This window comes from Streptomyces sp. AgN23, from assembly GCF_001598115.1.
Taxonomy (GTDB): domain Bacteria; phylum Actinomycetota; class Actinomycetes; order Streptomycetales; family Streptomycetaceae; genus Streptomyces; species Streptomyces antimycoticus.
This window is the reverse complement of the sequence record NZ_CP007153.1, coordinates 6324543-6349745: the sequence shown is the minus strand read 5'-3', so window position 1 is coordinate 6349745 and position 25203 is coordinate 6324543. Positions and strand designations below refer to the sequence as shown.

The window sequence follows — 25203 nt, the reverse complement described above, 5'->3', positions numbered from 1 at the left end:
GCGACGGTCGCGGCGGTGAAGGCGGGACGGCCGGGGAGACCGGCGACCTGCAGGACGCCCCGCACGTGCTCGGGGGTACCGAGCGGGACCAGGAAGACCGGTCCCAGGGGCATGGGGGCGGTGTCGTGTTCGGTTCGAAGGTCGGAGTTCCAGTCGTCGGTCGTGATCGTCTCGCCGGAGGTATAGACCTTCGCGGCCAGCGTGGTGGCCGGCAGAACCAGCCCGCGTACGCGGTCGGCGTTCTGGCCGGAGGTGGCTTCGACGACCAGGTCGCCGGTGCCGGGGATGGGCACGGCGAGGGCGACCAGATGGGCGTCGGCCATCTCGCGGATGGTGGCGGTGAACGTGTCCAGGACCTCGGCCGGGGCGGTGCCGGACAGCAGGCTGCGGGTCAGTTCGCTGCTGGCCGTCAGCCAGCGTTCGCGGCGCTGTACCGCCTCGTACAGCCGGGCGTTGTCGACCGCCACCCCGGCCGCCGCGGCCAGCGTCGCCAGCACCGCCTCGTCATCGGTGTCGAACTCGGCACCACCGCGTTTGTCGGTCAGGTACAGATTGCCGAACACCGCCTCACGCACCCGGACGGGAACGCCGAGGAAGGTTCGCATCGGCGGATGCTCGGCCGGGAAACCAGCGGCGTCCGGGTGCTCGTTGAGATCGGCCAACCGCAGCGAGTGCGGCTCGCGGATCAACAGCCCGAGGATTCCGCGGCCCTCCGGACGGTGCCCGATCGCGGCGAGGGTCTCCTCGTCCATCCCGTACGTGATGAACTCTTCGAGACCGCCTTCCTCGCCCAGTACGCCCAGCGCCGACTCGGCCGACGCCCCACGGCCGGCCGCGACAGCGAGCCGCGGGCCTTCCTGTGACCGAACGTGTGCGCCTTCTGCGGCGGGGACAGGAGATGCGCGGAGGGCAGGTCATCAGGGCGCTCTCCGGCTCCGGCTCCGGCAGGGAGTGGCGCTCGCGGAGGTGACGCATGCTTGCTGCACGAACCGGGCTACGGCCTGGGTAATCGCCCGTTCCTCTCTATGGAAAGCAGCAGATGCGCCGCCCGCCACGGCCGGGAGTAGCCTGACAGCTACCGAGAACTTTCGGGCGCACGACCATGGCAGCGCCGTTCCCGGCGAGTGACAGACACGGGCAGCCGGAAACCGCCCGGAACGGATCGCACGATGAACGCCATCACACAGCCCGCAGAAAGTGCGGCGCCAGGTGACGGACACTCCTACCGGACGCCCTTGCCCCGGCTGCGCCTCACGCCGGACGTCAGCCATGGCCCGCTGGACGGCGCATGGTGGCCGCGCTGCGACGCCCTGGAACTGGAGCTGCCCGCGCTGGTCGGCTCCTTGGATCCGAGCATCGGCACCGTCACCCGCGTGACCGTGGGGACCGCCGCCTGGCCCGATGCCCCGCAGGAGGTGATGGCGCCCGGCCATGTGATCGAGGTGGCCCTGAGCGACGACGACGCCGAGACGCACGCCATCACCGTGGACTGCGGCACCGTGGGGCGCTGGGAGCTCCTGGTGGTCCCACCGGGCGAACCGGCCGACACGGCGGCCCGGCTGCTGACCACCGCCTCCGACCCCGCGAACCCACTGTCGGCTCCGCGCCTGCTGGCACTCGCCGAGGACGGCCTCGACGGGCAGGACACATGGGAGTCAGAAGGAGGAGCCGGAGCCTGACCTAGGTAAGCAGCCCGGCCCGGCCGGCTCCGACTGACCGGCGGATCGGGCGTCCACGACCCCGTGATGGAGCCATGGCACCGACAGATCCTTTGCCATCCCGGCCCGCCCCCCGTGGCAAGCGGACCACGGCGGGTGAGGGGATGACGGCAGGACGGCGCGCGGACCGCTCCGAGAGCTTCGGGGAAGCTCTCCTCGGAAAGATCCTCGACAGCGCGCACGAACTCCCGCCCCATCTCATCGGGCCCCTGGTCGCCGACGTGGTGGAGCGGCTCGGTGGCCGCCGACCGCAGGTGCTGTTGCAGGACTACGGCCAGCTGCTGCTCGTACCGCTGCCCGGTGAGGGCCTCACGGGCGGGGAACCGCACGTGATCGACGACTCCGAGGCGGGCCGCTGCTTTCTCGACGCCCAGCCCGTCGAACTGGCCGAGGCCGACGGCGTACGGCTCCATCTGCCGCTGCTGGACGGGGGAGACCAGGTGGGGGTCATGGCGGTGACGCTGGACAGAGTCGACGACCACGACCGCCGCCTGCTGCACAGGATTTCCGGCCTGGTGGCCGACCTTCTGGTGACCAAGCACGGCTACTCCGACCTGTTCTTCGGTGTCCGACGGGGTGAGGCGATGAGCGTCGCCGCGGAGGTCCAGTGGTCCCTGCTGCCACCGCTGGCCATGATCATGCCCCGGGTCGCCGTGGCCGGGATCCTGGAACCCGCCTACGACGTGGCCGGCGACAGCTTCGACTACGCGCTGAACGGCGACGTCCTCCACGTGGCGGTGATCGACGCGATGGGGCACGGACTGGACGCGGCCACGATGGCCACCGTGGCCATCGGCGCCTACCGCCACGCCCGCCGCGCCGGCATCGGACTGTCGGAGATCTACGAGTTCATGGACCGCGCCGTGGCCGAGCAGTTCGGTCCCGAGCACTTCGTCACCGCGCAGATGATGCAGCTGGACACGACGACGGGACGGGTGCAGTGGGTCAACGCCGGGCACCCGCCGCCGGTCCTCGTCCGCGACCACCGCGTCGCACAGCGTCTGGCCAGCCCGACCACGCTTCCCGTCGGCCTGGGTGGTTCGGTGCCCCGGATCAGCGAACTGGGGCTGGTGCCCGGGGACCGAGTCCTCTGCTTCACCGACGGAGTGGTCGAGGAGCACAAGAGCGGTGGGGAGGAGTTCGGGGAGGACCACCTGATCGACTGCGTGAACCAGCTGGAGCGGACCGGCCGCGGCATCCGGGCGGTGACGCGGTCCCTGTCCCACACGCTCAAGCAGGCGCGGGGCGGGCGGACCAGCGATGACGCGACCCTGCTCATGGTGGAGTGGCGCGGGTGACCTCTCGCCCCCGCCGTCCGACAGTGCGGTCACTGCTCCTCGCCGCCGGGAAAACCCGCCGCCGGGAAACGCGGAGTAGTGTGAACAGTACCGAGGGCATCTCGCACACCGGCTTCCACGCCGGGTCGTCCCCGGCGAAACATGAAACCCGGGCCGCCGCGGAGGTGGCCCGGAGACGGGTCCGCATCATGTCGGCGACCTTGTACCCCACGCTGCCGCACCCCGAGCCCGTCGCAGCCCCGGCCGCACGTCTCGCGTTGAAAACCGACGGCACTTCCCGCGGACTCCTGGACGGAGCCTGGTGGCCCCGCTCCCGGGACCTGCTGAGCGAACTGCCGGCGCTCACGGACGTGTTGGACCCCCTGTGGGGCCGCATCACCCGTATCGCCGTCAACCCGGAGCACTGGCCGGTCATCCCCCGCAAGGTTCCCGTGAGCGGGCACATCGTCAAGGTCGGCTGGTTCACTCCGGAGATCGATCCGCACAAGCTGCTGCTGCTCTCCTACGGCACCGGCCGCTGGGATCTGCTGGTCATCCCGCCCAGGACCGGGGCGGAGTCGGCGGCACGGCTGATGGCTGCCGCGTCCGACCACGACGGCCCGCCATTGACCGCGAGCGCGCTGATCGCCGCGGAGGAGGCCCGTCACGGTGTCTCCGCCACCGACCGGCCACCGGGACCGGAGGAGGCGTGGGAGTACGAGGGCGGCGCCTCGGCGGAGTCCGCGGCCGTTCCCGGACAGACCGGTACGCCGAGGCCGGCCAGCCGGCTGATCATCGGTATGTGAGGTGGCCGCCATGAGCGCCTTCCTGACGGCCACCGCCTTCCTGGTCCTCGTCGCAGTGGCGGCGTACGTGATCCACCGGCTCGGGCTCCAGCACGCCGACAGGATCGCCGCGTACCGGTACAGCACCCCCCGGCCCGGCCGCCGCGGCCGCTGCGCGCCACAGCCGTACGCCGCACCACGGGTGCGCATCCCGGCCGGACCGGCCCGCCCGGCCACGCCCCCACCGTCGGCTCGGTCCGCGGCGACGCGTGCCCGGGGCGTGCACGCGGGCCCCGGACCGCGCGAGGAGCGGCCGGGGCCCGTGGACCGAGGCATCTGAGGACCTTGAGCACCTGAGCACCTGAACCGAGGCGTCATGACTCTTCCGCGGCTGAACCTCTACCGGCACGACCGGGGCACGCGGGCCCTGGTCACCCTGGCCGGTGTCATCGACTCCGCCACCGCGCCCCATGTGCGCGCCGCCCTGGAGCGGTGCCTGCGGGACGGCATCACCCTCATCGACGTCGATCTGACCACCGTCGACCGCTGTGACGACAGCGGCCTGAGCGTTTTCCTCGACGTGTCACGGCACGCCGCCGAGAATCACGCGTTCCTGCTGCTGCACCACCCCTCCCCGCAGACCGAACGACTGCTCACGGACACGGGCTACGATCGTCTGCTCTATGCGCTGAGGCCGGGAGGGGCCCGGCGTCAGCGGGCGTGGCGCCCATAGGAGCTTCCCCAGCCAGCTGGTCGCCGGGCAGCACAGGCGGGCACCGGTCACCCTGGCCGCTGAGGGAGTCCGGGAGCCCGGCCCCGTGGGTCTCAGTCGGCGCGTCGTGCCCGGTGTGGCGGACTCCGTTGAGCTTGACTCGCGGGGAGGCTGTGCAGACCGGCCGAGTCGCGTGCGTGCGCGAGCGTCTCCCGGCTCAGTCGCTCCAGGGTCCGCGCCGGATCGGCGTAAGGCTTCAGCAGCAGCCGTACGCGCGCCGCCGGAGCGGTACTTCGGCCGGTCAGCCGTTGCATGGGCCCGCGCGATCCCGTCCAGGGCCTGCACCTCCTTCTCGATCACGTCCGTCGAGCCGGGCCGCCGTGCCGTTACCGCCGTCGACGAGGACGCCGCCCAGGCGGCGTCTGCGCTGGGCGAGGAGCCTGTGCCGACTGGACACCGGGTAGCCGCACGGCCCCGTAGCGCAGCACCAGAGCGCCCGCGCGGCGGTCGAGCCCGGCACGGACTGTTCCTTTCCCGGAGATGCTCCGGGCCGCCGCGGCGGCCACGGACGCCCCGGGTCCGGTCACCGTTGCCGTCCTCGTCAACGAGAACGCGGCTTGACCGGCCTGGAGTCGAGCACTCGTCAGCGTTCAGCCGGACCGCTCCCAAGGCCCCGTCCCTCACGGTGTGAGGCACCCCCGGCGGGGTACCCGCACGGAGACAGAGGGCCTGCGCAGCCGCTGACCGACGAAGCAGACGGCCTCCCGACACCATCGACTCCCCGATTCCAGGGTCGCGTGATGCGTCCGCACCAGGGACGTCGTAAGGCCCTTCCAGCGGCTCGGTCCCAGCGGCTCCCGGGGGACACCGAGCCGATCGGCCTTGTCCGGAGAGAGGTCCACCGTCATGAGCAGTAACACCGCGGTCCGCCCACCGCCCCCGGAGGCGTCCGGAAGTGACTTCGCCCGTCTGTCGAGAAAGATCGCCGCTGCCGGGCTGATGGGGCGCCGTCCCGGCTACTACGCGCTGCGGACCACCGTGGTGGCCGGGCTCTACGTCGGTGGGTGGGCAGCCGTCGCGGTCCTGGGCGACAGCTGGTGGACTCTGGCGGTCGCCGCCTTCCTCGCTGTCGTCTTCGGCCAGGTCGCCCTGCTCGCCCATGACGCAGCGCACCGCCAGGTGTTCCGCCGACGCCGGGCCAGCGAGGTGTCCGGACGAATCGCCGGTGCCGGTATCGGGATGGGATACGGCTGGTGGCAGGACAAGCACACCCGCCACCACGCCAACCCCAACCACGAGGAACTCGATCCCGACCTCGACCCCGACCTGCTGGTCTGGTCCCAGGACCAGGCGCGGGCCGCCAAGGGGCTCCCCCGGCTGATCGGCCGCCGGCAGGCGTTCCTGTTCTTCCCGCTCCTCACCCTGGAAGGCTTCAACCTGCATGTGTCGAGCGTGAAGGCACTGGCCAACCGCTCGCTCAAGCACCGCGCGCTGGACGGCGTCCTGCTCTTCGCGCACTTCGTGCTCTACCTGACCGTACTGCTCTGGCTGCTGCCGCCCGGCATGGCTATCGCCTTCCTCGCCGTCCACCAGTGCCTGTTCGGCGTCTACCTCGGTTCCGTCTTCGCGCCCAACCACAAGGGCATGCCCATCCTGAAGAACACGGACCGCCCGGACTTCCTCCGTCGCCAGGTGCTCACCTCACGCAACGTGCGCGGCGGCTGGTTCACCGACATCGCACTGGGCGGACTGAACCACCAGATTGAGCACCACCTGTTCCCCAGCATGCCCAGCCCCAACCTGCGCAGGGCCCGGACCATCGTGCTGCGCCACTGCCAGGAACTGGGTCTGGACTACGTGGAGACCGGGTTGATCGCCTCCTACCGGCTGGCCCTCGCCAGTCTCCACCGGGCCGGAGCACCACTGCGGCAGGCCCGCGTTCCCACCTGAGACACCTGCCGGAGCCACCGTCGGAGACCATGCTGCGGTCACCATCGGCACGCCCCCGAGTGGCGGGCCGCCCTTGCCCCCGCCGTCCGAGACCCTCGAGCCGGTGCGCCGGTCGCGCCCCGCGCCGCCCCGTCAGCCCGACGTTCCGCGCCCGCTCCCGGTGTCGATGAGGATCTGTTCCGCCTGGCTGACGTTGTCCGCATTTGATGGATGGGGAGGGCGCCTTCGAGGGCATGGCGCCTCCATCATCGACAGGTCTGGCAGACAGACAGGCGAAAATCGGCCGTCGGCGCCAGAGCATGGTCCGCCACTGGACACCCCGCGGCCACCGAAGGCGTGAGCGGACGGTGCAGCAGGGACCGTCCTGAGCCAGCTGGCCGGTCATGTCGCACGGCGCTGATCAGGCAGAACAGCGCCACGCGGTACAGCCAGGCACCACCCGTCAGAGATTCGATCCCACTCCTGAAGCGGGTGTCGCAGGTTCGAATCCCGCCGGGGGCACCAGCCAGAACGCCCCGAGCCGATCATGGCCCGGGGCGTCTGAATCCGCTGGAGAGTCCGCAGGTCAGACCCTTGATCGCCCAACCTCGCCCCAAAACGGTTGGTGCCGTCCGGGTCTATGCTGCGCAGAGGAACGTGAACAGCCGCAGCAAACGGGATAGACGTAGGCGCATACTGGGGGGCCAATGACAAAACCTGCTGCATCGAAGCGTCATCTGCCCACCAGCCCCTTCAAGGCGCCGGCCACACCAGCTCCCAAGCACTTCGCCGTGGGTGACCAGGTCACCCACGACATCTACGGCCTCGGCCGGGTGATCGGCATCGAGGAGGGAATCGCGGCACTCGTGGATTTCGGCTCGGCGCAAATGCGGATCTTGAGCCCGTACGCCAAGATGACCAAGCTGTAGGGTCCGCCGTGCCCGGTCACGGCACGCCAGGCCCCTTCAGAAACCTGCAACGAAAGAGAGACCCTCTCATCGATCTCACGTCGCTGTTCTCCGCTCCGGAAGGGCAACCCCGCCGTTCCACCGCAGCGGCATTGCCGCTTCCGACGACAAACCCGTTCCAGGCCCCGGACTTCGGGGAAGACGGGATCTTCCCGCTCGAGGGTGCACCGGGACCCGTTTCGGGCATGTGTGCAGCGCGCCCCAAGGCGGCTTAGCGCTGAGTCTTGGTCAGATCTTGTTGCCTGCGCGCAGCCAGGCGATGTAGTCGCCGGCGGCTCGTTCGGTGTCGTATTCGGCCTGGTAGCCGGTGTCTTCCTGGAGCCGGCTGATGTCCAGGACCATGGGCGGTGTGTCGCCTCCGGTGGGGAGGCCGACCTGGGCGTCGGGGGCCGCCTTTTTGATCGCTTCGGCGAGCTGGGCGTTGGTCGTGGCACGGCCGGAGCCGACGTTGTACGTACGGTGGTTCAGCTTGTCCGCGAGCTGGAGGAGGGCGAGGGCGCGCCCGGTGTCCCGCACGTAGTTGAGGTCGATCCCGTCCTCGGCGAAGGCCGGGCGCACGAGGTGGGAGAGGTCCGGGGCGGTGCCGCGGGCGGCGGCGTGGATGAGGGCGGGGGCAGCGAAGAACGGGTCGGCGTGGCCGAGCGGGCCCCAGGTGCCCGAGATGCGGTAGTTGACGATGTCGATGTCCGTGGCGTCGGCGAGGAAGCCGTTGAGCAGTTCACCGACCTTCTTGAAGGTGGGGATCGAGACGGGTGCGTTCAACGGCAGCGGCGCGTCCTCGCGTAGCGGCCCGTCGTTCTGGACCCCGAAGTAGACGCCGATCGTGCTGGCGACGCCCAGCCGTCGCACGCCCCACTCCTGCGCCGCCTGCGCGATGTTCAACAGTCCGTCGAGCGAATGTCGCGTCGCCTCGACCGCCGTGTCGGGGGTCGGGGACCAGGGATAGGACGCCGCCAGGTGCACGATGCCGGTGATGTCGTGGCGGCGGCCGATCGCGAGCAGGGCGTCGCGGTCGGTGATGTCCGCCTGTTCCACCGCCACCCGCTCTCCGGCGAGTAGGGCCGGGAGTTCACGGGTACGGCGCTGGGCCACGACGCAGTCTTCACCCAGGTCGAGCAGGGCCCGCACGGTGTGGGAGCCGATGAAGCCGAGACCTCCGGTGACGAGGATCATCGCTTGTCCCTTCTGTTCTGTAGCGGTGCTGTTCTGTAGCGGTGCTGTTCTGTAGCGGTGCTGTTCTGTAGCGGTGCTGTTCTGTAGCGGTCTTGATCGTCGGAGGGCTCTCCTACTTGCTCTGCAGCGCCCCCAGCGCGCTGGGGTCGTCTTCCAGCGCGCTGACCGCCGTCTTCCAGCCGGTGTCCCCGGGGTGGAGGGCGCTGCGGAGGAAGGCCGTGCTGAGGTGCTGGATCAGAGCGACGCGCGCGGGGCTCTCGTCCGTCGTCTCGGCGACCTCGTACCCGGGGATGCCGCCGAGCGAGTGCTCCGCTCCGAAGAGGGTGAGCAGGGCCTTGTTTCCCGGGCTGTAGGTGTACGGGTCGGTGAACCAGTCGGGTCCGCGGGTGGACAGCTGGGACTGGTCGTTGTCCCCGGCGACGATGAGGGCCGGCGTGGTCATGGTGTCGAAGGACGGCCGCATGAAGGGGAGGTGTTCGACGGCGAACGGGGTCAGGTCGTCGCCCAGGCCGGTCAGGGCGAGCAGCACGCCCGCCTTGACGCGGGGGTCGGACATGTCCTCGCCGGGAACGCCGTCGGCACCGAGGACGCGCGCGCCCAGCAGCGCGCTCGCGCTCTGGGCTCCCCAGGAGTGGCCTGCCACGGCGATGCGTTCGCGGTCGAGACGCCCGCCGAGGCCCGGGACGGAGGCTTCCAGCACGTCGAGTCCGTCCAGGACGCGCGTGAGGTCCTCGATACGGAAGCGCCACATCCGCGGCGTACGGGGGTCTTCGGCGGGGATGCCGAGCGTCCGGGAGTCGAGGTGGGTGGGCTGGATGACCACGAAGCCGTGAGCGGCCCAGTAGTCCGCCAGCGGGGCGTAGCCGTTCATCGACCAGCCGAAGCCGTGCGAGAAGACGATGACGGGCAGATCGCCGCCGGTCGCGGGGGCGGACACGCGGACCTGGAGATCCTCCCCGCGGCCCGGGGCGGGCAGGACGACCGGCTTCGCGGATACCACCGTGGTGGGCGCACCCTCGATCTGCCGCGCGTTCGTGGCGTTCGCGTCGGGCGTGGACGTGGGGATGGGCATGGGAGTGCCTTCCGTTCGGATTCTTCGCGCTGGTGGTTCGGGGGCCCGGGGTGGTCCGGGGCGCCGCGGGGCGGACCGGGGAGGGAGCGAGGAGGGTTGGTCACACCCGGCCCGACGCCGGGTATCGACGACCGCGTGTGCCGTTCGGCCCGGTGGAGCGTGCGAGGGCGGGGGACGGCCTGGTCGCCCGTCCCCCGGTCTGCCATCATGGCCGAACCGGAACATTGCTCCGCTAACAATACGGAGCGACGTTCCGCTTTGCAAGGCCGGTCATGGAAGGAGTGCGAGTGCCGTGGAGAACGACAGCGGCCGGAGCGCGGGAAGCTCAGCCGGCTCCAGGCGCAAGGACGCCCGACGCAACCAGCAGACCCTGCTGGACGCGGCCGCCGCGGTCTTCGTCGCCTCGGGCGTGGAAGCACCGGTGCGCGACATCGCGGCCAAGGCCGGTGTCGGGATGGGCACGATCTACCGCCACTTCCCCACCCGGGCAGACCTCATCATCGCCGTCTACCGCCACCAGGTCGAAGCCTGCGCCGAGGCGGGCCCGGCCCTGCTGGCGACCAGCCCCACACCGCACGCCGCCCTCGAAGCGTGGGTCGAGCTGTTCGTCGACTTCCTGGTCACCAAGCACGGCCTGGCCGCCGCGATACAGGCCGACAACGCCGGCTTCGAAACGCTGCACGCCTACTTCGTCGACCGCCTCCTCCCGGTGTGCACCCAGCTCCTCGACGCTGCCGTCGCCTCCGGTGAGATCCGCTCCGGCCTCAACGCCATTCACCTCATGCGCGGCATCGGAAACCTCTGCATCGGCGCCGAAAGCGATCCCCATTACGACGCCCGCCGGCTGGTCAAGCTCCTCGTCGCGGGACTACGCCAACCACGCTGACCGTGCCCCCGGGTCCATTCGATCCACTCGCCGATCCTGGACGGCTCGGTCAGAGGGCAGGGCTGGGCCGGGCCGCCCGCGCCGGGGATGGGTGCCCCGGCGTCGGCCACCGCTTTCAGGGGATGGGCTGCCCCGGCGTCCGTCATCGCCTTCAGCCGTAGCGCGCCGCCAGCGCCAATGCCGTTGCCGCGATCCGTTCCCGCAGCTCAGGCGGGCTCACCACCTCCACATGCGCGCCCAGCCTGAGCAACTCGCCCTCCGCATGCGTCAGACTCTCGATCGGGATGAGCGCGCGGCGCCAGCCGCCGGGATGCTCTTCCTCCCCCGCCTCGACGGCATCGATCACCGCCGGCACCCCGATTTCCCGCAGCCGCTCGGCCCCGGCCGGGGAGATCCGGATCTCCGCCCGCCCCTGCCAGAGCGATTCCTGCAGCTGCGCCGTGTGCGCCCGCCAGTACGATGCCAGGTCGAAGTCCGCGAGTGGCACAAACTCCTCGTCGAGTGTCCGGAGGTCCAGGATCTGGCTGATCCGGTAGGTGCGGGGGGTGTCGGCGCCGGCGTGCGCCACCACGTACCAGCGGCCCGCCTTGAGCACGATCCCGTACGGTTCGAGCCGCCGCTCCACGATCTCCGGGGCGTACCAGCGCCGGTAGCGCACGTGGACCGCCCGCCGCTGCCATACCGCCGCCGCGACCGCGGGCAGATGCGGGGCATCGTCCGCCTCTCGGTACCACCCGGGCGCGTCGAGGTGAAACCGCTCGCGGATGCGTCGCGCCTGGCGCCGCAGCTCGGTCGGCAGTGCGGCCTCCAGTTTGAGTTCGGCCGCGGTCAGCACCGAGCCGAGCCCCAGATCGGCCGCGGGCCCCGGCAACCCGGCCAGGAACAATGCCTCGGCCTCATCGGCGGTGAGCCCGGTCAAGCGGGTGCGGTAGCCGTCGACCAGCGCGTAACCGCCGTCGTGGCCCGGCTCTCCGTAGATCGGGACGCCGGCCGCGGTCAGCGATTCCACGTCCCGGTAGACCGTACGGACGGACACCTCGAGCTCCGCCGCGAGTTCGGCGGCGGTCATCCGGCCGCGGTTCTGCAGCAGGAGAAGGAGGGAGAGGAGTCTGCCGGCGCGCATGTCGGGGAAATCTACCCAGGTCCACTGACACGTGTTGTCAGTGGAGTGGGCCTAGCCTCCGGCACATGGACAACAGCACTGGCTTCGGCTTCTTCACCGGCACGTACGACGTCGTCAACCGTCGGCGCAAGGACTTCCTCGACCCCACCGAGGGCGAAGACCGCTGGGAGGAGTTCCCGGGTCTCACCCGCGCCTCCGCGCACTTCGACGGGCGGGCCAACTTCGATGAGATCGAGTTCCCGACGAAGGGCTTCGCCGGACTGACCCTGCGGCTGTACGACCCCGCCGCCGACGCATGGTCCCTGTACTGGGCGAGCAAGCGCACCGGCACGCTCTTCCCGCCTGTGACCGGCCGTTTCGAGCCGGACGGCACTGGCGTCTTCCACGGTGACGACGAACACCTCGGACGCGGAGTGAAGGTCCGCTTCGTCTGGTCGGAGGTCACCGAGACCACCGCGCACTGGGAGCAGGCGTTCTCCGTCGACGAGGGGCGCACCTGGATCACCAACTGGCACATGCACATGACCCGTCGGGCAACCTGACAGGGGTCTCCTGTCTCCGGGCTGCCGGCCACGCCGAAAAGGGGGATCTCCAGAAGGAGCTGGCGGAGTTACGGGGCGGAAGGTCCCCCCAGATCCCCACAGGGAGGGACGCCCTCACCTCGGCGGGGCGGCAAGTGCCTTACGTCACAAAGGCGTTGAGCTGGGCGCCGGAGATCACGGCCCGGTCTCGGTCCTCTTTGGTTGGGCAACCGTTCAGCTTCCGGACAACTCTACTTTGGTGACCCTTCCGTTCCGGCCGCCGGGGGAGACAGATGGCAGTCGGGACTCCAGGGCGACCAATGCGTTACTGATGGAGGATTTGTGCGCAATAGAACCCGAGGTGTGGTGGGTGCGGCGGTCGGCGCCGTCGTCACCGCCGCTGTGGCCGCCGGGGCCGGCGCTGTCGTGACAAACGGCGACGGGACCGACCAGAACCAGCCCTCCCCCAGGGCTGCCGCGGCAGGAAAGACCACGGGCGACTTCGACGGCGACGGCTATGCCGACCTCGGAGTGGGCGCGCCCGACGGCACCGTTTCCGGGAAGTCCAAGGCGGGCTACGTGGGCGTGACGTACGGGGCCCAGAGCGGCGTGGACACCCGTCGGCACGCTACGTTGTCGCAGGCCAGCGCGGGGGTGCCCGGCACCCCGGAGGCCGGGGATCACTTCGGCTCGGCCGTGGTGCGCGGTGACGTGGACGGGGACGGGTACACCGATCTGATCGTCGCCGCGAACTACGAGGCCATCGGCGACGTCAAGCGGGCCGGCTCCGTGACGGTCGTCTTCGGCTCGAAGGACGGCCTGTCCAGCGACGCCATCGCCTTCCACGCGCCGAAGGCCACCGCCTACGCGATGTTCGGCGACACCATGGCCGTGGGCGACTACAACCACGACGGCCGCGACGACATCGCCATCTCCGACGGCACCAAGGTCCAGATCGTCAGCGGCGCGGCGAACCTGCGCGAGACGGCCACCCCGAAGATGTCCAGCGTCACCCCGCCCGGCGGCGGGGCGGGCATCGAGCATCTGTCCTCGGGCGACATCAACGGGGACGGCTTCGCCGACCTGGTCACCGTCGCCTACCAGGACGACCCCGCCGACGAGGGCACGCTCGGCGTGCTGCCCGGTTCGTCCGGGGGGCTGAAGAGCGAGTCGCTGGGCGAGGACGTCGCGCTGCCGTTCGCCTCGTACCAGGCCGTGGTGGGTGACATCAACGGCGACGGCAAGGACGACGTCGTCACCGACACCGGCTTCGAGGACGGTCCGGACGACCAGCGCCTGCGGACGTACCCGGGCACCGCCCAGGGCCTCGACACCGCGAACCCGGTGGACTGGAAGGGCGCGGCGCAGAGCGGCACCGCCTCCCAGCTCACCGACATCAACGGGGACGGCAATGACGACCTCGTCGTCAGCGACACCGCCGCCGAGGCCCCCGGCGGCTACAACGACGCCGGCGCCATCACCGTGCTCAAGGGCACCAAGAACTGGCTGACCGACACGGGGGCGCAGACGTTCTCCCTCGACACCGAGGGCGTTCCCGGCGAGATGACGGGCAACGACAAGTTCGGTGACGCCGTCTCGGCGGCCGACTACAACGGCGACGGCAAGCCCGACCTGGCCATCGGGGTCCCGAACCGGACCGAGGGCGCGGGCGCGGTGGCGCTCCTGTACGCGGGTGCCGACGGGATCACCGCCGAAGGCTCCGCCCTCATCGGGCCGGGCGACCTCGGCTCACCGGCAGCCGATGCCGCCTTCGGCACGGAGCTGTCCGGGCGCGCCACGAAGTAGCACCGCCTCACGCAGCACCACCGCAGGTAGCACCACCCCGTTGTTGGTTCGATGGCCTGGCCCGACTCTTCCGAGCCGGGTCAGGCCATCGGCCGAACGCGACCAGCCGAACGCGACCAGCCGAACGCGACCATGAATTCATGGTGAAGCGCTGCCGACGAGACATCGTCGTATCACCGCCGAAGCCGTACGGCGGCCCCGGCGCGGACAGCCTCTCCGGTGGCCCGGGCACAAACGTCGTCCACCAGGACTGACGCTTCACGTGAGCCACAGGCCCGACCCTCCGCGGGTCGGCCCTCCCCCGCGTACTGCCCCTCAGCCCGCGGCCTTGGCGATGATGCCCCGCATCTCCTCGCGGCCGAAGGCCCGCAGTGTCGTGGTGCGCACATTGCCCAGCGCGCCGAGCCGCAAGGACGCCGCGGTGGCGGTCTCGTCGTCGGGGGCCTCGATGATGCACACAAGGTCGTACGGCCCGTCCGTCCAGTAGATGTCCACGAGCCTCGCCCCGAGCTTGTTCAGTGCCGCGGAGAAGTCCTCGGCGCGCCTCGCCGTGTCCTTGTAGGCGCTGACTCCCCGCTCGGTCCAGTTCAGCAGCGTGATGTAGGTCGCCACGCCCCTCACCTCCCAGGAGAAGAACCCCCTGAGATCGATTCTGGGAGCGACGCCCTGACTCCGCACCCCTGACCCACGGGACGTGGTCGACGGCCACGGTCAGGTTTGCCGAACCGGCAACAGGCATGGCCCGCGCCACCCAGGTCACGGCAGGATCGGACCGTCGGCCGCCACGCAGAGTGCGTGCCCGAGCGCCCCCGGGAGAGAACCATGCCGCAGCCACCCACAACCGACCTCACCCACCGCCTGGTGTCCTCCCCCGCCGGGCGGATCCACCTCGTGGAGCAGGGCACCGGCCCCCTGGTGCTGCTCGTCCACGGCTTCCCGGAGTCCTGGTACTCATGGCGCCACCAGCTGCCCGCGCTCGCCGCGGCCGGGTACCGGGTGGCCGCCATCGATGTGCGCGGATACGGGCGCTCGTCCAGGCCCGGGGCGGTGGACGCGTACCGGATGCGGGAGCTGGTGGCGGACAACGTCGCCGTGGTGGAGGCGCTCGGCGAGGAGTCCGCCGTGGTGATCGGCCACGACTGGGGCTCGCCCACCGCCGCCAACTCCGCCCTGCTGCGGCCGGATGTGTTCCGCGCGGTCGGGCTGCTGAGCGTGCCGTACGCCCCGCGCGGCGGCCCCAGGCCCAGTGAGGTCTTCGCCGGGATGGGCGGCGAGGAGGAGTTCTACGTCTCCTACTTCCAGGAGCCGGGCCGGGCCGAGACGGAGATCGAACCGGATGTACGCGGCTGGCTCGGGGGAATCTACGCCGCGCTGTCCGGCGACACCATGCCCGGCCCCGACCTGCCCGACCCGCACTTCCTCACGCGCGGCGCGACGCTGCGCGAGCGCTTCCCCGCCGGGCGGCTGCCCGCCTGGCTGAGCGAGCGGGACCTCGATGTCTACGCCGGCGAGTTCGAGCGCACCGGAATGAGCGGGGCGCTGAACCGCTACCGCAACATGGACCGGGACTGGGAGGACCTGGCCGAGTTCGACGGTGCGCCCATCACCCAGCCGTCTCTCTTCATCGGCGGTGCCCTGGACGCCTCCACCACCTGGATGGGCGACGCGATCAAGGCATACCCGACCACGCTGCCCGGGCTCATCGGCTCGCACATCCTCGAGGACTGCGGCCACTGGATCCAGCAGGAGCGCCCCGAGGAGATCAATCGGCTGCTGGTGGACTGGCTGAATTCCCTCCCCGCGTAAGGCGTACGGCTCTCACGGCTCGGTAACAGCCTGTGCGCTCGCGGTGAATGACTTAGGCATTCACGATGAAATCAACATGATTGTTGACGATTTCGCGGCCAGCGCCTCACGTTCTCGCATGCGCCACCATCCGGCAGGCAGCAGAGCGCGCCATGTGAGGAGAGGTCCGTGAAGCGCGGAACCATGATCAGGGGGCTTGCCGCGGCCGCCGCCGTACCGGCGGCGGCCGACGGAGGATTATTCGTTGCGCCGGCGGCGGGTGCGACGGGCGCGTCGAGATCGACGGCAAGGCCGTCGATGCCACCGGCGCCCCGATCTTCCTCGCCAACCGGATAGGCGGCTGTCTGCCGTCGTCGGTGACGAGCGGGAGCGGCCCCGGAGGCCCTGGCGGTCCCGGGATGCCCGGTGGGATGGTCAGCAACGCGGACTGGGGGCTCGCCTCGGGGGGCGCATCCCATCGGTGGGCGCGAGGGCGGCTAGGACCCGCGGCGGTCCTGCTGCCGTTGGAGGGCTCGGAAGTCGTCGAAGAAACCGTAGGTGTGGGCCGGTGGGCCGTCGGCGGGGTGCTCGACGGTGCGGTTGGCGTAGAGGCTGTTCAGGAGCCAGGGCTGTTTGTCCGGGCCGAAGTTCTCTGTCATGGCGGCGCCTTGGGTGACTCCGTACGTCGCCACGGCGAGGCGCCCCGTGTCACGGAAGTGGCCCACCTGGTCCCGCAGGAAGTGCTTGTTGCGCTCGAACCAGGGGCTCATGGCGAGGAAGTCGTGCCACTTCTGCTCCGGGACGGGGTGCTCGATGGCGTCCCTGATCAGTTTCCACACCGGAGTGTCCGGCGGAAGGTGGTAGCGGCGGGCGAAACGGGTGGGGATCGTGTCGCTCAGGTGCTGCTTCCAGAGCTGTACCAGGGAGAACTCGGTGACGAGGAATTTCTGGTCGTCGCGGAGGCGGGGAAGGATGTAGTCGAGATAGGGCTGTACCCGCTCCGGTGCGGCGACGTGGGGGTGGATGTCGACGCCCTCGATCTCCGGGGTGCGGCGCGCGAAGGACAGCCAGCGGTCGGTGGCCGCCGTCTGCTCGTCCGGTTTGTCGAGGTGGTTGAGCGCGCCCATGTAGAGGTGGGTCCGGCAGCGCGAGGGAAAGTGCTTCTTCCGGTACGCGATGATGTGCTCCGCGACCGTCTCGTAGAACGTGTTCATCGCGCCCGAGCTGCGGTCCTGCGGGAGGCTCTCGATGAACGGCTCGTTGCCGATGGCCAGGACGTCGACGGTGTCGAGGACGGTGTGCAGGACCTGGTCGACCCGGGCGAGTTCCGCGGTCATGGCCGAACTGCCCGGTCGGGGGATCGCCCGGTGGTTGTACGGGAACTTCAGCGACAGGACCGTGCCGTAGCCCTGGTGGTGGGCGTCCAGGAGCGCCTCGATGGCGCGCTGCTGGGAGGCGTCGGCCGTGACCTCGGGCATGGGGACGAAGCCCCGGAGCCAGCTCGCGGAGAGGTCCCGCAATTCGGCGAAGGTCACGCTGTCGGGGTCCTCGTTGAAATTCGCTCCCAGCGCGCCGTCCGGACCCTCGGCCGGGCCGTCGGCGGGCGCTCTTTCCCCGGAGGCGTGGCCGGACTTGTCGTCGGGGCGCTGTTCGCCCTGTGTGCATCCCGTGGCGATGAAAGCTGTCCCACCCATCAGGGCCAGCACACGCCGCCGTGCCAGCGGGTTCTTCCTCGTCTCCGTCTCCGTCTCGGTATCCGTATCCGTATTCAAGTGACGTTCCCTGTCCGTGCTGATTTTCCGGCCCGTACCGGCCGGACTGCCCGGGAGGATGCGTCGGCGAGGGCTGCCAGTTGCCCAGGGCACCCACATTTTTCGCGGAATCGGTTTCCCGGGGGGGGGTGCCGTTGCCCGGTCAGTGGGTGATCTGGACGGTGACGGTGATGGCTCCTCTGTTGTCGTCGAGGCAGCTCCCGTCACGGTCGTTGATGCGGAGTTGGAGGACGCCCGGGCGGGTGGCCTGGAAGTGCCAGGCGCGGCCCACGGCGTGGGGGTTTCGGGGGTTCCCCGGGTAGCGGCCCAGGAGGGCACCGAAGGGGGCGTCGGAATTCACCTTGCAGTCCGTCCAGGCGAAGCGGAGGGCTTCGTCGTCGGCGCGGGTGTGGCCCACCGGGCCGGTCAAGGGCAGGTTGGCGGCGTCCACCGTCCAGGTGCCGGTGGTGTAGCGGACGCTCACCCTGTCGCCCTTGCGGACCGGGGTGGTCGTCGCCGGCTGCCAGCCGCGTGCCGCCTCCACGGTCACCTTCGTCGTGCTGGTGGCGGGCTGAGGCGATGCGTCGTCGTCGCCGTCGCTGTCGGACGGGGGGCCGAAGGTGAAGAAGAGCGCGGTGGCGAGGCCCGCCACCGCGAGCGCGGCGCCCGCCGTCCACCACCATGCCCGGGCCCGGCCACGGGGACGAGGGGGTGGCGGCCCGGCCGGGGCGACGAGCGTCGGTTCCCGGTCCAGGTCCGGGGTCCGGGCCGGGGACGAGATCAGCGTGGGGTCCGGGTCGAGGGTGGGGGTACCGGTCACGGTGTGGGGCGCGCCCGCGGTGGAGGTCGCGCTCACCGTCGGGGGCGCGGTCATCGTGGGGGTGTCCGCCAGGTACGCGGAGGTGTCCGCGTCGCCGCCCGGCGTTGGCGCGGGCCCCGGAGCCTGTACGGGCCCCGCGGGCGCGGCCGGGGGCAGCGGGCCCGGGTCGTCCGCACCGTCCGCGACGCGTCGCAGGGCGGCCCGGAGCGTGGCGGCGGAGGGGCGCTGGGCCGGGGACTTGTTCAGCAGGGCCTGGATGATGGGCCGCAGAGGGCCGACCCGTTCCGGGATGACGGGATCCGCGAAGGTGACGGCGTGCAGCGCGGCGGCCCCGGTGGGGCGCTGGAAGGGCGGCACGCCGGAGGCCACCGCCGATAGCGTCGCGCCCAGCGACCACAGGTCGGACGGCGGGCCGACCTCCTCCGCGGTCAGCCGCTCGGGCGCCATGTAGCCGATGGAGCCGAGGAGTTCGCCGGTCGTGGTGAGCGACTCGTCGTCCTCCAGGGCGGCGATGCCGAAGTCGGTGAGGACGGCGCTGCCGTCCCCGCGCAGCAGGATGTTGGCGGGCTTGATGTCGCGGTGCAGCGCCCCGGCGGCGTGCACGGCCTCCAGCGCGCCGAGCAGTTGCAGCCCCAGGGCGGCGGTGTGGCGGGGCGCGAGGGGGCCGGTGTCGGCGATCCGGCGGGCCAGGGAGGGGCCGTCGATCAGCTCCATCACGATCCAGAGCCGGTCGTCGTGTTCGACCAGGTCATGGACGCCCACGACGTGGGGGTGGCGCAGCCGGGCGACGGTCCGCGCCTCCCGCTGGGCCCGGCGCAGCCGTCGGTGGTGCTCGTGGTGGTCGCTCGCGACGTGCAGCTCCTTGGCGGCGACCTCGCGCGCCAGCATCTGGTCGTACGCGCGCCAGACCGTGCCCATGCCGCCGCGTCCGAGCCGGTCGCCCAGCTGGTAGCGGCCGGCGATCAGCCGCATGTCGTCCCCGCCCGATGTCACCCGATCTCTCCTGCTCTCACGCCCGGTGAGCATAGTCGGAAGTGTTCGAACACAATTGATCTCAACTGATTCAACAGTCAGCCTGCATCGCAACGCCCGGGTGAAATTCCCCCTGATTCAAGGAGGAAACAGGCATTAAGCATCCACATTCATTGCGCTTATCTCAACGCGTCCGTACGGTGTCGGCCATGCGGCAACAGGTCGAGGTGGCGGAACGCGTGCGCGAGGTGATCGGCAAAGCCGGTTGTACCCAGCGCGAATTCGCGCGGCGGGTCGTGATGGACCCGTCCAAGCTCTCGCGTTCGCTCAGCGGGAGCCGGCGCTTCACCGTGGGCGAGCTGGCGCGGATCGCCGACGCCGGGAACGTGGACGCCGGATGGCTGCTCGGCACCACGGCGACCGGCGGCGCCGCCGACGCGCCGCGGCCGCCCGCCCCGGCCGCGCTCCCCGACAGCGGGCGGCCGCTGCAGATCGTGCGGGAGACGGTGCGGCTCATCGCCGAGCGCGGCTTCCACGCCGTACGCGTCGCCGACATCGCCGCCGCCTGCGACACCAGCACCGCCACCATCCACTACCACTTCCCGGGCCGCGCCGAGCTGCTCGAAGCCGCCGTGCGCTGGTGCATGGACGAGGACACCGCGCGCCGCGCCGCCCGGACCGCCACGGCCGACGACGCGCGCGAGGAGCTGCGGCAGCTGATCGCACTGCAGGCGCCGCACACCGAGCGGCAGCGGCAGCAGTGGCTGGTGTGGATGGACCTGTGGGCCGAGGCCGCGCGGTCCACGGCCATCGGGCGGCTGCACGCCGACTTCTACCAGCAGTGGCGGCAGACCGTCGCCGAGGTGATCCGGCGCGGGATCGAGCAGGGGGTCTTCCGCGCCGTGGACCCGGAGTTCAGCGCGCTGCGCCTGACCGCGCTGATCGACGGACTCGCCATTCAGGTGCTGGCCACCGCGCCCGGAGAGGGCGGCACGACCGCCGAGGCCATGGACCTCGCCTGCAACGCGTACGTGGACTCCGAATTGACCGTACGCACGACCGCACGACCGGTCGCACGGCGCTCCGGCGCCGATGAGGCCGGGCCGCCCGACCAGCCCGGACCGTAGGACGGCCGACCGGCGCGGACCGTAGCTCCGCGCTGCTTCGCACCGTAAGAGAGGGAGAGAAGCCCATGCCCATGAACGACAGCGTCATCATCACCTGTGCCCTGACCGGCGCCGGGGACACTGTGGGCCGCAGCCCCCATGTCCCCGTCACCCCCGAGCAGATAGCCCGCTCCGCCGTCGAGGCCGCGGAGGCCGGGGCGGCCGTGGTCCATATCCACGTACGTGACCCCGAGACCGGCGCCCCCGCCCGCGATCCGCGGCTCTATCGCGAGGTCGTGGAGCGGGTCAAGGAGACCGGCACCGACGTCGTCATCAACCTCACCGCGGGCATGGGCGGCGACCTGGTCATCGACCCGGAGAACCCGCTCGCCCACCTCCCCGGCACCGACCTGGTCAGCGGCCTGGACCGGCTCCCGCACGTCGAGGATCTGCTCCCCGACATCTGCACCCTGGACTGCGGCTCGCTCAACTTCGGCGACGGCAGCAACCTCTACGTCTCCACCCCCGACATGCTGCGCACCGGCGCCAAGCGCATCCAGGAGCTGGGCGTCCGCCCCGAGCTGGAGATCTTCGACACCGGGCAGCTGTGGTTCGCCAAGCAGCTCCTGGCCGAGGGGCTGCTGGACGACCCGACCGTCTTCCAGCTCTGCATGGGCATCCCGTGGGGCGCCCCGGCCGAGCCGGGCGTGCTCCAGGCCATGGTCAACATGCTGCCCGAGGGCGCCCAGTGGGCCAGCTTCGCGCTGGGCCGCATGCAGATGCCGTGGGTGGCGCAGTCCATTCTGCTCGGCGGCAACGTACGGGTCGGGCTGGAGGACAACCTCTACCTCAGCCGGGGCGTCAAGGCCACCAACGGCCAGCTCGTCGAGCGCGCGGTCCAGATCACCGAGCTGCTGGGCGCGAACGTCGCCACACCGGACGAGGCCCGGCAGCGGCTCGGCCTCAAGCCCCGCGCGTAATCCCCCACCAGCTCCTCATCTCTCTCCTCCCTCCCCTCACACCCTTAGGACCGCCATGCCCTCATCCCCCTGCGCCCCCGAAGAGGTACGCCGCGTCGCCTGCGTCGGCGCCGGAGTCATCGGCGGCGGCTGGGTCGCCCACTTCCTGGCGCGCGGCTACGACGTCACCGCCTGGGACCCGGCCCCCGACGCCGAGGAGAAGCTGCGCCGTCTCGTGGACGCCGCCTGGCCCGCCCTGACCCAGATCGGCCTCGCCGACGGCGCCTCCCCCGACCGGTTGACCGTCGCCGCGTCCGTCGAGGAGGCCGTGGCCGACGCGCAGTTCGTCCAGGAGAGCGCCCCCGAGAAGCTGGAGCTCAAGCGGTCGCTGCTGGCCCAGCTGGACGCGGCGGCCCCGCCCGGGGTCGTCATCGCCTCCTCCACCTCCGGCTATCCGATGACCGATATGCAGACCGAGGCCGCCGACCCCGGCCGCCTCGTCGTCGGCCACCCCTTCAACCCGCCCTATCTCATTCCGCTGGTGGAGGTCGTCGGCGGGAAGCAGACCGACGCCACGACGGTCGAGTGGGCCTCACGCTTCTACAAGGTGGCCGGCAAGTCGGTCATCACCATGGAACGCGAGCTGCCCGGCTTCATCGCCAACCGGCTCCAGGAGGCGCTGTGGCGGGAGGCGCTGCACATGGTCGCAGGCGGTGAGGCCACGGTGAAGGAGATCGACGACTCGATCACCGAGGGGCCCGGACTGCGGTGGGCCTTCATGGGTCCCTGCCTCACGTTCGCCCTAGCGGGCGGCGAAGGAGGCATGGGACATATGCTCGACCACTTCGGACCCTCGTTGAAGTCTCCGTGGACCCGTCTCGAGGCGCCTGAGCTGGACGACACGCTGCGTGCGGCCATGGTCGACGGCTGTGACGAGGCGGCGGGCGGCCGTACCATCGCGCAGCTCGTCGCGGAGCGGGACCAGGGCGTCATCGACGTCCTGCGGGCGACTGGCCGACTGCCGCGGCAGCGCGCCGAGGGGACGGATGCCATCACACATACCCCCAGCACCATGGGAGACGAGAAGTGAGCACCACGCTCCCCGACTACCGGCAGACCGTACGTCCCGAGTGGATCGACTACAACGGCCATATGAGCGAGGCGTTCTACGTCCTCGTCTTCGGCCACAGCACCGACGAGATGATGGTGGAGACCGGCCTGGACTCCGCCTACCGCGCCAAGACCGGCTGCTCCCTCTACACCGTGGAGTCGCACATCCGGTATCTGAACGAGGTCGAGGAGGGCGCCGAACTCACCATCCGTACGCGCGTCATCGGCGTGGACGAGAAGAAGGTGCGGTTCACCCACGAGATGCATGTGGGCGAACCGGTCGGCGCCCCCGTGGCCACCACCGAGCTGCTCGCGCTCCACATCGACCAGCACGAGAGCCACTCGGCCCCCTTCCCCGATGAGATACGGGAGCGGCTGACGGACCTGCTGGAGAACGCCCCCGAGTGGGCGGGCCGGGCGATCGGCCCGGTTCCGGCCGAGGCGGGTTGAACGACCGCCGTCCCTCCTGAACGCCCCGGCCCCGGCATCGTCGGGGGGCCGGGGCGTTCGCCGTTCCGGATGAGGATCGGGTGAGGTTGAATGGCGGTGGAGGCAGTGGCGGAAACACCGCGGGACGCGTGTGCGAGGAGTGACGACGCCATGGCGGACGCCGGAGCGGGCACCGGCCCGGAAGCCTGGCCCGACGGCAACGGGAACGGGAACGGCAACGGGAACGGGAACGGGAACGGGAACGGCAAGGGCAGTCGGCGCGTCGAGCTGAGCGAGGTGCCCGAGACCTTGCTGTGGAACCTCTATATGCGGGCCGCCGAGGCCCGCCGGGCGCGGACCGTGCTGGCCGACCCCAAGGCCGTGGAGCTGGTCGACCGCATCGACTACCCCTTCGAGGAGACCTTCGGCGCGCCCAGCCCACTGCTGGCGCAGGGCCACGCGCTGCGGGTCCGCACCTTCGACGCCGCCGTACGGGCCTTCCTGGACGAGCATCCGGACGGCACGGTCGTCACGCTCGCCGAGGGCCTCGAGACGCAGTACTGGCGGGTGGACAACGGGCGGGCGCGCTGGCTGTGCGTGGAGCTGCCGGAGACCGCGGAGGTGCGGCGGGCGCTGCTGCCGGACGAGGAACGCCGGCGCACCCTCGCCCGCTCGGCGCTCGACCTGTCCTGGCGGGACGAGGTCGATCCGGCGCGCGGGGTGCTGATCACCGCGCAGGGGCTGCTGATGTATCTGCGGCCGACCGAGGTGAAGGACCTGATCGCGGGGTGCGCCGAGCGGTTCCGGGGCGGGGCGCTGGTCTTCGACGCCGTACCGCGCTGGTTCAGCGCCCGGACGCTGCGCGGCGAGATGCGCACCGCGCGGGGCTATCAGGCGCCGCCCATGCCGTGGGGCATGGACGCGGGTGAGCTGCCGAAGGTGCGGACGGCCCATCCGGCGATCACGGACGTGCGCGAGGTGCCGCCGCCGCGCGGCCGGGGGTTCTACTACGGGGCGCTGGCGCCGCTGATGCGATGGCTGCCCGCGGTGCGGAACCTGCGGCCGACGATGACGGCGATAGCGCGCTTCTCGTAACGGTTGACCACGCCGGAGGCTCACGTTTGGCTTGGTCCATGACCAACCACACGCACCGCGAAATCCGGCTGGCGGCCCGCCCCGAGGGGCCGGTCACGGATGACCTCTTCGAGATCGCGGAGGTGCCGGTCCCCGAGCCCGGACCGGGCCAGGTCCTCGTACGGAACACCCATATGGGCGTCGCCGCCGTGACGCGCACTCTGATGGACGAGGACACCGGCATCCCGCTGGCCTCCTTCGAGATCGGGGCACCGCTGAACGGGCCGGCGGTCGGCGAGGTCGTGGCCGCCCCCGGCACCGACCTCGCCCCCGGCGACCTGGTGGAACACCGACTCGGCTGGCGCGAGTACGCGCTGCTCGACGCGGATGAGGCGCACCGCCTCGAACCGGGCCTGATGCCCGACCCGGCCGCCTATCTCTCCCAGGGCCCCACCGCTTTGATGGGCGTCGAGCGCGGCGCGGAAGTGCGGCCCGGCGACACGGTGTTCGTCACCGGGGCGGCCGGTGGCGTGGGCTCCCTGGCGGGCCAGATCGCCCGGCAGTTCGGCGCGGCCCGGGTCATCGGGAGCACCGGCTCGCGGGCGAAGGCCGACCGGCTGATCGGCGAACTCGGCTATGACGCGGTGGTCATCCGCGGCGCGGGCCCCGTCGAGGACCAGCTGCGCGAGGCCGCCCCGGACGGCGTCGACGCGGTCTTCGACAACGTGGGCGGCGAACAGCTGACGGCGGCCCTCGCCGTCGCCAACAAGGGCGCCCGGATCGCCCTCGTGGGCGCGCTGGCCAGTCAGCTCGCCGCGGACGGCACGAGCGCCGCCAAAACCGAGATCGACACGATCTCGCTGCTCTCCCGCGGCATCACCCTGCGGGGCGTCGCCCTCTACGACCACCTGGACCTGATCCCCCAGTGGAACCGCCGCTTCGCCGCGGGCCTTCGCTCGGGCGCCCTCTCCTTCCCGCACGCCCGGCTGCGCGGTATCGAACAGGCACCCCGGGCGCTCCGCGAACTGACCGAGGGACGCCATCTGGGCGCCGTCGTCGTGGAACTGTGACACCACCAAACGGACCCGCACAGGCGGCCGGTCCCCCGGCCGGCCGTCGGCGGCCGGCGGGCGCGGCCTCGGGACGCGCCTCGCCCCGGGACCCGCCCCACCGCCGACGGCCGCCCTCACGCCCCACCGCCGACGGCCGCCTCACGCCCCTCCGAGC

Annotated in this window: 23 protein-coding genes and 1 pseudogene; 17 read left to right on the top strand and 7 right to left on the bottom strand. The window is 71.1% G+C overall.

Annotated features, from left to right (window positions below; translation table 11 throughout):
- Nucleotides 1–23: 23 nt before the first annotated feature.
- Nucleotides 24–752 (bottom strand): annotated as a pseudogene (locus tag AS97_RS47680) (GAF domain-containing protein); the annotation flags it as partial.
- A 417-nt stretch (nt 753–1169) separates the two neighbouring features.
- On the opposite strand from AS97_RS47680, the gene AS97_RS27600 reads away from it, so the two are divergent.
- From AS97_RS27600 to AS97_RS27570, 7 genes are all read left to right on the top strand, one after another.
- Nucleotides 1170–1679, top strand: a complete 510-nt coding sequence (locus tag AS97_RS27600) for a DUF5994 family protein (protein WP_210565835.1) — start codon at nt 1170–1172, stop codon at nt 1677–1679.
- A 143-nt stretch (nt 1680–1822) separates the two neighbouring features.
- Nucleotides 1823–3016 carry a GAF domain-containing SpoIIE family protein phosphatase gene (locus AS97_RS27595; RefSeq protein ID WP_125759595.1) on the top strand — a complete coding sequence of 398 codons (1194 nt, stop codon included), beginning with the start codon at nt 1823–1825 and terminating at the stop codon, nt 3014–3016.
- A gap of 80 nt (nt 3017–3096) precedes the next feature.
- Complete coding sequence (locus tag AS97_RS27590) at nt 3097–3801, top strand: DUF5994 family protein (RefSeq protein WP_210565834.1); 705 nt, start codon at nt 3097–3099, stop codon at nt 3799–3801.
- Nucleotides 3802–3811: 10 nt separating this feature from the next.
- Nucleotides 3812–4120 carry a hypothetical protein gene (locus AS97_RS27585; protein WP_185929999.1) on the top strand — a complete coding sequence of 103 codons (309 nt, stop codon included), beginning with the start codon at nt 3812–3814 and terminating at the stop codon, nt 4118–4120.
- A gap of 36 nt (nt 4121–4156) precedes the next feature.
- Nucleotides 4157–4513: an STAS domain-containing protein gene (locus tag AS97_RS27580; protein WP_059148823.1), complete on the top strand. Its 357-nt coding sequence runs from the start codon at nt 4157–4159 to the stop codon at nt 4511–4513.
- Nucleotides 4514–5398: 885 nt separating this feature from the next.
- Complete coding sequence (locus AS97_RS27575) at nt 5399–6442, top strand: acyl-CoA desaturase (RefSeq protein ID WP_059148824.1); 1044 nt, start codon at nt 5399–5401, stop codon at nt 6440–6442.
- A 686-nt stretch (nt 6443–7128) separates the two neighbouring features.
- Nucleotides 7129–7350: a hypothetical protein gene (locus AS97_RS27570; protein ID WP_059148825.1), complete on the top strand. Its 222-nt coding sequence runs from the start codon at nt 7129–7131 to the stop codon at nt 7348–7350.
- Between the two features lie 267 nt (nt 7351–7617).
- Here AS97_RS27570 and AS97_RS27565 read toward each other — a convergent pair whose 3' ends face one another.
- Both AS97_RS27565 and AS97_RS27560 read right to left on the bottom strand, forming a co-directional pair.
- On the bottom strand, nt 7618–8562 hold the full coding sequence (locus tag AS97_RS27565; protein WP_059148826.1) for an NAD(P)-dependent oxidoreductase: 945 nt from the start codon (nt 8560–8562) through the stop codon (nt 7618–7620).
- Nucleotides 8563–8674: 112 nt separating this feature from the next.
- Nucleotides 8675–9634, bottom strand: a complete 960-nt coding sequence (locus tag AS97_RS27560) for an alpha/beta fold hydrolase (RefSeq protein ID WP_247204508.1) — start codon at nt 9632–9634, stop codon at nt 8675–8677.
- A gap of 292 nt (nt 9635–9926) precedes the next feature.
- On the opposite strand from AS97_RS27560, the gene AS97_RS27555 reads away from it, so the two are divergent.
- Entirely contained in the window at nt 9927–10520 is a 594-nt protein-coding gene (locus AS97_RS27555) for a TetR/AcrR family transcriptional regulator (RefSeq protein ID WP_059148828.1), read from the top strand.
- 151 nt (nt 10521–10671) lie between these two features.
- On the opposite strand, the gene AS97_RS27550 is transcribed toward AS97_RS27555, so the two are convergent.
- Nucleotides 10672–11643, bottom strand: coding sequence for a YafY family protein (locus tag AS97_RS27550; RefSeq protein WP_059148829.1), 972 nt, complete (start codon nt 11641–11643; stop codon nt 10672–10674).
- 65 nt (nt 11644–11708) lie between these two features.
- Between AS97_RS27550 and AS97_RS27545 the strand changes: the two genes are divergently transcribed.
- Together AS97_RS27545 and AS97_RS27540 are read left to right on the top strand one after the other, a co-directional pair.
- A complete protein-coding gene (locus AS97_RS27545; protein ID WP_086707211.1) occupies nt 11709–12185 on the top strand; it encodes a hypothetical protein in 477 nt (158 codons plus the stop codon).
- Between the two features lie 321 nt (nt 12186–12506).
- A complete protein-coding gene (locus tag AS97_RS27540) occupies nt 12507–13970 on the top strand; it encodes an FG-GAP and VCBS repeat-containing protein (protein ID WP_086707220.1) in 1464 nt (487 codons plus the stop codon).
- A gap of 315 nt (nt 13971–14285) precedes the next feature.
- Here the strand turns inward: AS97_RS27540 and AS97_RS27535 are convergent, their stop codons facing one another.
- Entirely contained in the window at nt 14286–14582 is a 297-nt protein-coding gene (locus tag AS97_RS27535) for a GYD domain-containing protein (RefSeq protein WP_059148832.1), read from the bottom strand.
- 210 nt (nt 14583–14792) lie between these two features.
- On the opposite strand from AS97_RS27535, the gene AS97_RS27530 reads away from it, so the two are divergent.
- Entirely contained in the window at nt 14793–15776 is a 984-nt protein-coding gene (locus AS97_RS27530; RefSeq protein ID WP_125761168.1) for an alpha/beta hydrolase, read from the top strand.
- Between the two features lie 476 nt (nt 15777–16252).
- Here the strand turns inward: AS97_RS27530 and AS97_RS27525 are convergent, their stop codons facing one another.
- Both AS97_RS27525 and AS97_RS27520 read right to left on the bottom strand, forming a co-directional pair.
- Nucleotides 16253–17527, bottom strand: coding sequence for a hypothetical protein (locus AS97_RS27525; protein WP_247204507.1), 1275 nt, complete (start codon nt 17525–17527; stop codon nt 16253–16255).
- 142 nt (nt 17528–17669) lie between these two features.
- Nucleotides 17670–19319, bottom strand: a complete 1650-nt coding sequence (locus AS97_RS27520) for a serine/threonine-protein kinase (RefSeq protein ID WP_210565833.1) — start codon at nt 19317–19319, stop codon at nt 17670–17672.
- Nucleotides 19320–19507: 188 nt separating this feature from the next.
- Here AS97_RS27520 and AS97_RS27515 point away from each other — a divergent pair, with 188 nt between their 5' ends.
- The 6 genes from AS97_RS27515 to AS97_RS27490 all read left to right on the top strand — a co-directional run bounded on the left by AS97_RS27515 (nt 19508) and on the right by AS97_RS27490 (nt 25046).
- Nucleotides 19508–20425: a TetR/AcrR family transcriptional regulator gene (locus AS97_RS27515; RefSeq protein ID WP_125760605.1), complete on the top strand. Its 918-nt coding sequence runs from the start codon at nt 19508–19510 to the stop codon at nt 20423–20425.
- Nucleotides 20426–20490: 65 nt separating this feature from the next.
- The gene (locus AS97_RS27510) at nt 20491–21384 is read left to right on the top strand and encodes a 3-keto-5-aminohexanoate cleavage protein (protein ID WP_210565832.1); all 894 of its coding nucleotides are present in this window, start codon (nt 20491–20493) and stop codon (nt 21382–21384) included.
- Between the two features lie 55 nt (nt 21385–21439).
- The gene (locus tag AS97_RS27505; protein ID WP_210565831.1) at nt 21440–22453 is read left to right on the top strand and encodes a 3-hydroxyacyl-CoA dehydrogenase NAD-binding domain-containing protein; all 1014 of its coding nucleotides are present in this window, start codon (nt 21440–21442) and stop codon (nt 22451–22453) included.
- Complete coding sequence (locus AS97_RS27500; protein ID WP_059148838.1) at nt 22450–22923, top strand: thioesterase family protein; 474 nt, start codon at nt 22450–22452, stop codon at nt 22921–22923. Before AS97_RS27505 ends, AS97_RS27500 begins: the two co-directional genes overlap by 4 nt.
- A gap of 150 nt (nt 22924–23073) precedes the next feature.
- Nucleotides 23074–23997: a class I SAM-dependent methyltransferase gene (locus AS97_RS27495; protein ID WP_210565830.1), complete on the top strand. Its 924-nt coding sequence runs from the start codon at nt 23074–23076 to the stop codon at nt 23995–23997.
- Between the two features lie 38 nt (nt 23998–24035).
- A complete protein-coding gene (locus AS97_RS27490) occupies nt 24036–25046 on the top strand; it encodes an NADP-dependent oxidoreductase (protein WP_086709355.1) in 1011 nt (336 codons plus the stop codon).
- Nucleotides 25047–25203 lie beyond the last annotated feature (157 nt).

Bases quoted from the DNA above. Each gene is read 5' to 3' on its own strand.
- AS97_RS27530 (WP_125761168.1), top strand. From the start codon at position 14,793: ATGCCGCAGCCACCCACAACCGACCTCACCCACCGCCTGGTGTCCTCC.
- AS97_RS27510 (WP_210565832.1), top strand. From the start codon at position 20,491: ATGCCCATGAACGACAGCGTCATCATCACCTGTGCCCTGACCGGCGCC.
- AS97_RS27545 (WP_086707211.1), top strand. From the start codon at position 11,709: ATGGACAACAGCACTGGCTTCGGCTTCTTCACCGGCACGTACGACGTC.
- AS97_RS27565 (WP_059148826.1), bottom strand. From the start codon at position 8,562: ATGATCCTCGTCACCGGAGGTCTCGGCTTCATCGGCTCCCACACCGTG.
- AS97_RS27550 (WP_059148829.1), bottom strand. From the start codon at position 11,643: ATGCGCGCCGGCAGACTCCTCTCCCTCCTTCTCCTGCTGCAGAACCGC.
- AS97_RS27580 (WP_059148823.1), top strand. From the start codon at position 4,157: ATGACTCTTCCGCGGCTGAACCTCTACCGGCACGACCGGGGCACGCGG.
- AS97_RS27560 (WP_247204508.1), bottom strand. From the start codon at position 9,634: ATGCCCATCCCCACGTCCACGCCCGACGCGAACGCCACGAACGCGCGG.
- AS97_RS27505 (WP_210565831.1), top strand. From the start codon at position 21,440: ATGCCCTCATCCCCCTGCGCCCCCGAAGAGGTACGCCGCGTCGCCTGC.
- AS97_RS27595 (WP_125759595.1), top strand. From the start codon at position 1,823: ATGACGGCAGGACGGCGCGCGGACCGCTCCGAGAGCTTCGGGGAAGCT.
- AS97_RS27495 (WP_210565830.1), top strand. From the start codon at position 23,074: ATGGCGGACGCCGGAGCGGGCACCGGCCCGGAAGCCTGGCCCGACGGC.
- AS97_RS27570 (WP_059148825.1), top strand. From the start codon at position 7,129: ATGACAAAACCTGCTGCATCGAAGCGTCATCTGCCCACCAGCCCCTTC.
- AS97_RS27575 (WP_059148824.1), top strand. From the start codon at position 5,399: ATGAGCAGTAACACCGCGGTCCGCCCACCGCCCCCGGAGGCGTCCGGA.
- AS97_RS27600 (WP_210565835.1), top strand. From the start codon at position 1,170: ATGAACGCCATCACACAGCCCGCAGAAAGTGCGGCGCCAGGTGACGGA.
- AS97_RS27515 (WP_125760605.1), top strand. From the start codon at position 19,508: ATGCGGCAACAGGTCGAGGTGGCGGAACGCGTGCGCGAGGTGATCGGC.
- AS97_RS27585 (WP_185929999.1), top strand. From the start codon at position 3,812: ATGAGCGCCTTCCTGACGGCCACCGCCTTCCTGGTCCTCGTCGCAGTG.
- AS97_RS27490 (WP_086709355.1), top strand. From the start codon at position 24,036: ATGACCAACCACACGCACCGCGAAATCCGGCTGGCGGCCCGCCCCGAG.